This is a genomic window from Synechococcus sp. F70.1, assembly GCF_047502745.1.
Taxonomy (GTDB): domain Bacteria; phylum Cyanobacteriota; class Cyanobacteriia; order Thermostichales; family Thermostichaceae; genus Thermostichus.
The window spans coordinates 1-9,207 of the sequence record NZ_JANSJL010000061.1 but is presented as its reverse complement, the minus strand read 5'-3'; the positions used below and the strand labels follow the sequence as shown (position 1 = coordinate 9,207).

The window sequence follows — 9,207 nt, the reverse complement described above, 5'->3', positions numbered from 1 at the left end:
GCCCGCCAGGCCTTGGCGCTGGGATCCCCCATCCGCGAGCGGGTCCTGCAGCGCTACGGCCAGGCCATTCAGGATCCCTCGGGAGAGCTGGATCGCCGAAAGTTGGGGCGGATTGTCTTTGCCGATGCCGCCGAGCGGGCCTGGCTAGAGGCGCAGATCCACCCGTTTGTCAAAGCGCGGCTGCGGGAGTTTCTCGAGTTCCACGGAGCGGCTGAGGCTCGGCCCAGTTACCAACGGTCTCTAGGGAATGTCCCTCCAGCCCTCTGCCTCATGATCCCCCTCCTCTTTGAAGCGGGCATGGAAAACTGGGCCAGCGAGATCTGGGTGGTGATCTGTACCCCTGAGCAGCAGCGGCAGCGCCTGGCCTTGCGGGATCCCCTCCTGACACCGGCAGAAATCGAAGCTCGCCTGGCCAGCCAGTGGCCTTTGGCAGAGAAAGTCCGTCGGGCTGACGTGGTGCTGGACAATTCTGGATCCCTAGCGGACCTGGAAGCTCAGGTGCACCAAGCGTTGGCTTCCCAGCAACCCCTGGCCTTGCCCCAGCAGGCCGGCTAGAGTAGCGGATGGGGATTGGTGGGTTGAGGGAGAGTCAATGCAAGCAACGACTGGCGGCAACAAGCCGGATAGCAGGGCAGAGTCCTGGTGGGCGCAAGCTTTGGCCGCGCGAGAGCAGGAAATCCAGGCTCTGAAGGAGCGTAACCGCCTGTTGCAAAGCCAGATTGACCTTTTGGAGTTGCGCCAAGAAAAGCAACGCCGACAGATTCGCAGCTACGAGGCCGAGATTGAGCAGCTCTACCAAGAAAAGCAGGTGTTGGAGCAGATCCTCCAAGAGCTGCCGCAGCTCTATCGGCGCAAGTTGCAGGCCCGCCTGCAGCCCATCCGCGAGCGCATCGCCGCCATTCAGGCAGAAAACCGCCGGCTTAGGCGGGAACTGTACCAGCTCAGCTACCGCCTGCAGGACATGGATCAATTGGATAAGCCAAGCTGGAAGCTGCCCCTGCCCCCTCTCCTTGGCCGGGGTCGCCGGGATCCCAAAGAGCCGCCAAAAGCTCTGCCGGTCCAGGAAGCCCCCTCTTCACCTCGCTCTTGAGAGTTCAGCAGCCAGAATAGGAGAGCATCTTGGCCGCACAAGCCCCAGGACGCGGCCGAGGCGCTGCCTACTTGGAGATCCGGGAAATGGCCGCCGCTGGCAGCTATGAGCCCCTGCACCTGAAATACCGCCCGCAGCGCTTTGCCGAGGTGGTGGGCCAAGGGGCAGTCGTGCAGACTTTGGCCAATGCCATTCGGCTGGGGCGGGTGGCGCCAGCTTATTTGTTCTGTGGGCCGCGGGGCACCGGAAAAACCTCCAGCGCCCGCATTCTGGCCAAGTCCTTAAATTGTGAGCAGGGGCCAACGCCGGATCCCTGTCAGGTGTGCAGCCAGTGCCGCGCCATCACCGCCGGCTCTTCTCTGGATGTGGTGGAGATCGACGCGGCCAGCAACACCGGTGTGGACAACATCCGCGAGCTGATCGAGCGGGCCCAGTTTGCGCCAGTAAATAGCCGCTACAAGGTCTATGTGGTTGACGAATGCCACATGCTCAGCAATGCGGCCTTCAATGCGTTGCTGAAGACTCTGGAGGAGCCGCCTCCCCGCGTGGTGTTTGTCCTAGCCACCACCGACCCCCAGCGGGTTCTGCCCACCATCGTTTCCCGCTGTCAGCGGTTTGACTTCCACCGCATTCCTCTAGAGGAGATGGTGGCCCACCTGGGCAAAATCGCCGCCCAGGAAGGGATCCCCATTACACCAGAAGCCTTGCACCTAGTGGCCCAACTTGCCCAGGGCGGGCTAAGGGATGCTGAACGGCTGTTGGATCAGCTCAGTTTGCTAGAGGGATCGATCACTCCAGAAGCGGTGTGGGACTTGGTGGGGGGGATCCCGGAACAGCAGCTTTTGGATTTGACCGATGCTCTGCTGGCTCAGAACGTAGAGGGGGTGCTGGCCCAAACGCGGCAATTGCTGGAGCGAGGCAAAGAGCCCCTGGTGGTGCTGCAGAGCCTGGCGGCTTTCTACCGGGATCTGCTCCTGGCCAAGACGGCCCCACAGCAACGGCAGCTGGCGGCTGTAACGGATCCTACCTGGGCAGCCTTGCAACAGCGGGCTCCTTGCTACTCGCTGGAGATGCTGCTAGCGGCCCAGAGCCACCTGCGCCACTGCGAACCCCAAATTCGCCAGAGCGGACAACCCCAGCTTTGGCTAGAAATTGCCCTTCTGGATCTGCTGGGCCAGCTGCGCCAGGGCGCCGTCCCGCTGCCGCCAATAGAGAGCAAGGGTGGCGAGCCGCTCTCCCCTGCCGATCCATCCCCTCCTCTCTCGCCTGGGGCTGTTGTCGGCCCCTCTGCTGCTGAGAGGAACCTCGATGGGAAAGTTGCCCAAGCTGACCCAGCCCTCGAAGAGCCACTCGCGTCAGCAGGACAGAGCCCTCAGCCTGCCGCAACAGCCTTCCAGAACCCCCTTTCCCCTTCTGAGGGTTCCCCGCCGCCAACGCCAGAGCCCAAAGTTCGCGATCCGGAGCCTGTCGCTTCCCCTGCCAAGCTGCTGCAGCCTCGCTGGGAGGAGTTCCTCAAGGGCCTCTCTCCTACTACCAGAGCCTTGCTGGGATCTGGTCAGTTGCAGCAAGAGACCCTCGTCCGCCTCAACGGGACAGAGACTTTGGAGATCACTCTTGCTTTCCCCAGCAAGGGCCTGGTGGACAAGGTGCGCAGCAAAGAAGCCGAGGTGTGCTCCGCCCTTTACAACCTGCTGCAGCACCCGGTGCGGCTAAAGCTAGTGGTGCAGCGCCCGCCTCGACCGCGTGAGGGGCATGTTGGCCAAGCCTCGGCCCAGGATAAAGCTCCACAACCTCCGCTCTCTCCCTCAAAGCTGGGGAACAGCTCTCCTTCCTCAGATCCCCGTCAGGCGGAGCCCTCAAGCCCATCTCCCCCTCTCAAAAACACTGCTCCAGCCCCGCAAACAGCAAGGCCACCCTTCTACGACCTGACCCACGAGCTGGTGGAGGTGGCCCACCGCTTTGCCGAGCATTTCAGCGGCAGGCTGGTGGATTTGGAAGGGATCCTAGCCACACCCGAAGAGGTAGCGGCAGATCTGTCTGCCCTGGAGGGATCCTCCGACCTGCCCACTGCTGAGAGCTACGGCCTACCGACAGCCCAGGCCCCTCCGGAAGAGGATTTTTGAGGTAGGGGAGCGTGAGGGGCAGTAATCTCCAGGGATCGCTTGGATCTCGGGGTATTGTCGGGTAGCTCCCGTGAGGGAGAGGGAAAGGATCATAACTGACTCTTGGGAAGAAGAAGCCGCCTTGAGCAACCTGTCAAATTGACTCCTGGATCCTTAGTCTTTTGGGTAGGACGGCGTTGAAGCTCTTGGCTTGTCTGGTTTGAATTAGGAGTAGGGGTAGCCTATCCCAATGCCTATCTAGGTTGGAGGAGCAAGGAAATGGCCCGCAAAAGGACGATTTTTAAGTTGGTTTGCTGTCTTCTGGGTGGCTGTTTGATCTTAGTGGCCATTGCGTTAGTAAGGTCAAAGATAGACAGACAAGCAGCCTTAAACGCTGAGTATCTTGTAGCTATTTCAGAGGAGATGGAGCAGGTTCGCTTTCAAGACGGCAAATATCGGCGGGGTTCCAGCCCTTTCCAGGAAGGTTTTCTTGTAGCAGAGATTCTAAACATAAGACGTGCTGACCTTAACAGTGACGGCTTCCGGGATACCATTGTAATTGCAGCAACAAATCAAGGAGGATCCGGATCCTGGATAAGCTTGTCAGGGTCGCTGGGCGGTAAAGAAAAACCTACGCTTATAGAGCCTGAGTCTCTTGGCGATAGGGTTGACGTTAGAAACATTTCAATTGAGCGCGGCTCTAAAGGAAAAGCTGCAGTTTGCTTGGAAATGCTTGTTCATGGCCCTAACGATGCCAGGTGTTGCCCTACTCAGAAACAGAGGGCGTGCTTTACACTTGCCGGGAAGAGATGGATTCTTATTTCCTAATCCCTTTGGAGTTTCTGCCGACTGCCATCTCACAACTTTCTGGAGAGGATATCGGTAGGAATTCTCTTTCTCGGGAGCTTGCTCTAGCTTTTGCTCAGAAATTGGCCCTCAGGAGGTGCTGCCAGCCAACTAGGAACTTCGAGTAAGCTCTACCAGAATGACTGGGATCGGACTGGTTTCCAACACGGCTTGGGAAGTGGATCCCACCAGCACTTGCTCCCAGCCGCGATGGCCCCGCTTGCCTATGACTATGTCGGTTACCTGCCGCTCTTGAGCTAGGGTTACGATGGTTTCTGCCAGGGGCCCCGAAGCCAGGCAAAACTGGTGGCGAATATCTGCCAACAAGCGCTGGGTAAGCTGCTGCAGCTCCTCTACTCCTTTCCCCTGCGGCTCGTCCGTTACATGGAGCACGATCACTTCCCCATCCACCCGCCGCGCCAAGTCGGCCACCTTGCGCAGCACCGCCTCGGCTAAAGGTGAGGTGTCCACTGCTGCCAAAAAGCTAACCCTGCCCTGGCTGCCCACCTTGGTGGGATCCACCTCTCCCTTTTCCAACAGCCGAGGGGCACAGACCTGAGTTAGCCAAGCCCCCAGGGGTGCTGTGGTCAAAATCGACAAGGCCGCCAGAGCAAGGATCGTCTCCCCGCCAGGGATCCCCTGGGCCAAGGGAATGCCGCCGATGGCTGCCTGCACCGTTGCCTTGGCCATGTTACCCGGCAGCAAAAAGAGCCGCTCCCGCCAGTTCCAGTTACTTCCCAGGGTAGAAAGCCACCAACCCAGGCCCCGACCCAACAGCAGGCTCAGGGTCAGCAGCAACAAACCCGGCAGGATCAGGGATCCCAACACCTGCAGATCCAGGGAAGCTCCCAGGAGCACAAACAGCACGATCTCCGCCACTGTCCAGAGGGCGTCGAACCCAACCCGCAGCCGCCGCGCTAGCGGCCCATCCAGCTCGATGAGGAAAAACCCCATGGCCATCACCGCCAGGTAGCCAGAAAAATAGGGCCATACCTGCGGCGCCAGCACCAAGCCCAGCGCCAGGCAGGCTGCCAGCAACACCTCCTGCGTGCTATTGCGGGTCCAGTTCTGCTGCACCAAAAGCGCCACCAAAACCCGCGCCGCCAGGTAGCCGATGGCCACGCCCAGCAGGATCTCCATCCCCACCTGGAACGGCAGCCACTGCAGCGGCGACAGCTCCAAGCCCAACAGGCGAACGTTTTCTGTAGATCCCTGGCCCAAGAGGCTCAGCAACAAGCTAAAGCCCAGCAGCATCAGTACATCGGAAAGAGCACTGCCGGTGAGAATGGCATCCGGGATCCCTTTGGCCACGCCCCAGCCCAGGCTTTTGAGGCGCAACATCCCCGGCACAATCACCGCTGGCGACTCTGCCCCAATCACACACCCCAAAAGCAGCCCCGTCTCCCAGTCCCAGTCCAGCCCCAGGATCCAGCGGCTCAAGAGCGCTACTGCCACCGCCTCACAGGCTGCCGGCAAAAACCCCAGCCGCAGGGCCACGGATCCCTGCTGGGCCAGCTTCTCGCGATCCAGCCCTAGGCCGGCTTTCATGAGGATGATCGCTACAGCCACCAGGCGCAGATCCCCGGCTGCTGCCAGCACCTCCGGAGACAAGACTTCCCTCAACAGGATCCCGACCAGAATCATCCCTAGCAGCGGCGGCATCCCCAATCGGCCCACGATCTGGCCAACAAAAAAGCCCATCGCCAAAATCCACAACCAACTGCCCAGCATCAACAGAACCTCTCTCTGCCGTCTGGCACCAAGGCAGGCTTTGCCAAGCCAAACGTCCTACTGGCGCACCGCCTGATAGCAACTCCCGGCAAGGCAGGAATACAGCTCTCCTGCCGCCCCTGTCAAAGCCGAGCGCCACCGCTGTACCTCCTGCCAAGTTTGGGTTTTCGAGGTTCTGTTTGAGGACAGCAGGACGTTGCGAGGGGATGGGTAAAGATTTGGCGGCTTCACTCCTAGGGCTGAGGCCTGCTTGCGCTTTTCGAATGTAGACCTTGGCTTGCGGCGGCTTAACTACGTCTGGTTCTTCCCCAGAGACGGAGGATAAAGTAAAGCTTCCAGCTCCTGCAAAGCTCGCTCTAGGTTGTCGTTAACAATCACGTAGTCGAATTCGTCTTTGGCCTCCAATTCCTTGCGGGCCTGCTGCAGGCGACGTTCAATGCTGTCTTCGGAATCTTGGCCGCGCTGGCGAATGCGGCGTTCAAGCTCTTCCAGAGAAGGAGGGGACAAGAAAATGCGAATGGCCTCTGGACACAGTTTTCTCACCTGGCGGGCTCCAGCCAGCTCAATTTCCAGCAGCACATCCTGTCCCTGGCTGAGTTTTTCAAAGACAATCTGGCGAGGGGTGCCGTAAAAGTTGCCTGCATACTGCGCCCATTCCAGCAACTCGCCGGCTTCAACAAGCCTGAGAAACTCCTCGCGAGTGCGAAAGTAGTAGTTGACACCTTCCTGTTCACCGGGACGAGGGGGACGGGTAGTGACCGAGACAGAAAGATACAGCTCAGGGTGGCGCTGGCGCAGGTGGCTGACCAGAGTTCCTTTGCCCACTCCACTGGGCCCCGTCAAAACCACTAGGCGACCGCGAGGAGTGAGAGATTGGGGTGCTCCTTGAGTCTGCCCAACCTCAGGGGAACCTGGCAAGGGGAGGACGGTAGGAGAGGCGGCCATAGCCATCGACAGAGGAAGGCTGGACGGTTGTTTGTTTGCTTTAGGATATCTTACTCCTCTCTTTGCAGGCTGCCTGTGAGGCTTTTACTCAAGTTCCTCCGGCACCCCGACTTTGGCAGTAAGGAAGCGGTTGGCAACGGTTTCCGGCTGAATGGCCGAGAGGATGACGTGTCCCGAGTCAGTGATGATGACAGCGCGGGTGCGGCGACCGTAGGTTGCGTCGATCAACTGGCCTCTTTCACGGGCATCGCTGATGATGCGTTTGATGGGAGCTGACTCGGGACTAAGAATGGCAATCACACGCCCAGCGGCGACGATGTTGCCAAAGCCAATGTTGATTAGGCGAGTATCCATGGGTGGTGAGCCAATCTAGCACCTGTCCGGCCAGCAGCCTTCATTCAGGCTAGCAAGTCAAACTGCCGCCTAGCATTGACCAGCAAGGCCCTGCCCTGCAAAGGTTTCTGCTGGGACGGCAAGTTCTCTCGAGCTTGAGTGGGCTGTCGGTTGGTGGAGCTTGGCCAGGACTAGTTCCCTGCTTTGCGGCCCTCAGCCTTCTTCCAGCCGTTCTATGGCTCCTGGAAATTGTCCTCAGAGTAGTAAAGCCTCGTCAATGTCCGCAGCGGTGAGGCGCGGCGTTTTGCCTGGCAACCACTAGAGGCTGGATTAGAGCAGGCCGCTAAAGGTAGAGCTGCCGCTGCCCAGCCGCTCCTGGCGATCGAAAACGCTGATGGTAAGCTGATGGGATCCCGTCTGGGTGACGGTAAAGCGGTTTTGGGTCAGGGTAAGCCCTGTTACCGTACAGGCAGTGGCTCCGACGAAGCAGCCGGGCAATTGGGAAGCGTCGAAAGCTCCCAGGGGGATGAAGTTGCCTAGCGGGGTGGTGACGGTAGCCAAAAAAGCGTTGGATCCGCGGATCCCGGCAGGAGCCTCGACGCGGAAGGAGATGACAAAGGTGGGGCTTTGCCCTATGGGGACAGCACGCGGGGAAAGATCGGTAATGGTGAGGGAGGGAGGGGGTAGGGGAGGCGGTGGGGGCAGGGGGCTACTGCCAGTCGTCTCCCCGCACCCTGCCAAAACAGCACCCAAGAGCAGCAGGGGGATCTGTCTGTCCATGCGCTGCGCAGGCTGCATAGGTTCTCCTTACCTTGAAGTTCAGGTTTAGGGCATCAGAAAACCTGGCTGGAAGCCGCTTATTCCCCTTGCAGGAGCCTTTGGCAGGCACTGGCAATGGCCCAGTCTTCCTGAGCTGAGATGACCAGGACCCGTACTGGCGCGTCACGGGTGCTGATGTCGCAGTTGCGCGGGGATCCAGCATTGAGAACCGGGTCAATTTGAATCCCCAAAAAGCCCAGGTTGGCGCAGGCCGCTGCCCGTACTGGCGCCGCGTTTTCCCCGATGCCGCCGGAGAAGACCAATGCATCCAGCCGATCCAGGCTCATGAGCATGGCCCCAATCTGGCTGCGCAGGCGGTGGATAAAGAGGCTAAAGGCCAGCTCGGCACGGGCATGGCCTGCCTGCATGGCTTCCAGGATAACTCGCATGTCGCCGCTCAGGCCAGACACGCCCTTCAGGCCCGATTCCCGGTTCAAGATCCGGTCTAGCTCCTCCACACTCATCCCCCGACGCAACTGATGGATCAAAATCCCCGGATCCACCGAGCCGGAGCGAGATCCCATCATCAAGCCCTCTAGGGGGGTATAGCCCATAGTGGTGTCGACGCTTCGGCCCCCGCGAATGGCTGCCAGGGAACAGCCATTGCCTAGGTGGCAGGTAATGAGCTGCAGCTCTTCCAGGGGGCGGCCCAGGATCTCAGCGGCGCGGCGGGCACAGTACTCGTGGTTGATGCCGTGGAAGCCGTAGCGGCGGATCCCTTGCTCGGCCCAGGCGTAGGGAAGAGGATAAAGGGCGGCTGCCGGGGGCATCTGCTGATGGAAGGCAGTGTCGAAGACCGCCACCTGCGGGATCCCGGGCAATAGCTGGCGCATGAGGCGAATGCCCTCAAGAGCAGGGGGGTTGTGAGCTGGGGCCAGGGGGCTTAGCTGTTCGATGGCCTGTTCCACCTCGGGTGTGATCAAGGTGGGCTGGTGGTAGAGGGATCCCCCATGCACCACCCGGTGGCCAATGGCTTTGATCTCAGTCGGCCCTGCCAGCAGGGATCCCTCCCCTTGCCAGAGGCTTTGAAAGAGAGGAGCCAAACCGCTAATGCCGGAGGGAGAGGAAAGGGCGGGAAAAGGCTCCCAGGGACCGCCCTGCCGCCGGACTTGAATCAGGGCCTGGTCGGGCTGGTAGGCAAAGTCCACCTGCGCCTGCCAAAGGGGGGTGGTCTCCACCGTACTCTCAACGGTTGCAAAGAGAGAGGATTTAAGGCTGCTGGAGCCGGCGTTGAGGACCAGGATGGGCACGGGACCCTCCTTCTACCAAAAAGCGCCGTAAGGCCCCGCCTTTGAAGGTGGGGATGTAAGGCGCAGCATTTTATCCAAGGTTTCCCCTGAT

9 protein-coding genes are annotated in these 9,207 nt (G+C 60.1%); 4 read left to right on the top strand and 5 right to left on the bottom strand.

What is annotated here, in order from left to right; genetic code table 11:
* The 4 genes from coaE to NW860_RS06245 all read left to right on the top strand — a co-directional run.
* Nucleotides 1-555 (top strand): dephospho-CoA kinase (coaE, locus tag NW860_RS06260; RefSeq protein ID WP_414513110.1); only part of this gene is annotated, 555 nt, incomplete at its 5' end.
* 37 nt (nucleotides 556-592) lie between these two features.
* Nucleotides 593-1,090 (top strand): hypothetical protein, encoded by a 498-nt coding sequence (locus tag NW860_RS06255; RefSeq protein WP_414513108.1) that lies wholly within the window; start codon nucleotides 593-595, stop codon nucleotides 1,088-1,090.
* An 86-nt stretch (nucleotides 1,091-1,176) separates the two neighbouring features.
* Nucleotides 1,177-3,213 carry a DNA polymerase III subunit gamma/tau gene (locus tag NW860_RS06250; protein WP_414513235.1) on the top strand — a complete coding sequence of 679 codons (2,037 nt, stop codon included), beginning with the start codon at nucleotides 1,177-1,179 and terminating at the stop codon, nucleotides 3,211-3,213.
* Between the two features lie 312 nt (nucleotides 3,214-3,525).
* A complete protein-coding gene (locus NW860_RS06245) occupies nucleotides 3,526-4,020 on the top strand; it encodes a hypothetical protein (RefSeq protein WP_414513106.1) in 495 nt (164 codons plus the stop codon).
* Nucleotides 4,021-4,149: 129 nt separating this feature from the next.
* Here the strand turns inward: NW860_RS06245 and NW860_RS06240 are convergent, their stop codons facing one another.
* The 5 genes from NW860_RS06240 to NW860_RS06220 form a co-directional block, all read right to left on the bottom strand.
* On the bottom strand, nucleotides 4,150-5,769 hold the full coding sequence (locus NW860_RS06240) for a cation:proton antiporter (RefSeq protein WP_414513104.1): 1,620 nt from the start codon (nucleotides 5,767-5,769) through the stop codon (nucleotides 4,150-4,152).
* 291 nt (nucleotides 5,770-6,060) lie between these two features.
* Complete coding sequence (gmk, locus tag NW860_RS06235) at nucleotides 6,061-6,714, bottom strand: guanylate kinase (RefSeq protein WP_414394806.1); 654 nt, start codon at nucleotides 6,712-6,714, stop codon at nucleotides 6,061-6,063.
* Nucleotides 6,715-6,798: 84 nt separating this feature from the next.
* The gene (gene remA / locus NW860_RS06230) at nucleotides 6,799-7,068 is read right to left on the bottom strand and encodes an extracellular matrix/biofilm regulator RemA (protein WP_414394807.1); all 270 of its coding nucleotides are present in this window, start codon (nucleotides 7,066-7,068) and stop codon (nucleotides 6,799-6,801) included.
* Between the two features lie 309 nt (nucleotides 7,069-7,377).
* A complete protein-coding gene (locus NW860_RS06225) occupies nucleotides 7,378-7,845 on the bottom strand; it encodes a hypothetical protein (protein WP_414513102.1) in 468 nt (155 codons plus the stop codon).
* 59 nt (nucleotides 7,846-7,904) lie between these two features.
* Nucleotides 7,905-9,116: an acetate kinase gene (locus tag NW860_RS06220; protein WP_414513100.1), complete on the bottom strand. Its 1,212-nt coding sequence runs from the start codon at nucleotides 9,114-9,116 to the stop codon at nucleotides 7,905-7,907.
* Nucleotides 9,117-9,207: the final 91 nt, after the last annotated feature.

Coding starts and splice junctions, on each gene's coding strand:
- NW860_RS06255 (WP_414513108.1), top strand. CDS start 593: ATGCAAGCAACGACTGGCGGCAACAAGCCGGATAGCAGGGCAGAGTCC.
- NW860_RS06250 (WP_414513235.1), top strand. CDS start 1,177: ATGGCCGCCGCTGGCAGCTATGAGCCCCTGCACCTGAAATACCGCCCG.
- NW860_RS06240 (WP_414513104.1), bottom strand. CDS start 5,769: ATGCTGGGCAGTTGGTTGTGGATTTTGGCGATGGGCTTTTTTGTTGGC.
- gmk (WP_414394806.1), bottom strand. CDS start 6,714: ATGGCCGCCTCTCCTACCGTCCTCCCCTTGCCAGGTTCCCCTGAGGTT.
- remA (WP_414394807.1), bottom strand. CDS start 7,068: ATGGATACTCGCCTAATCAACATTGGCTTTGGCAACATCGTCGCCGCT.
- NW860_RS06225 (WP_414513102.1), bottom strand. CDS start 7,845: ATGCAGCCTGCGCAGCGCATGGACAGACAGATCCCCCTGCTGCTCTTG.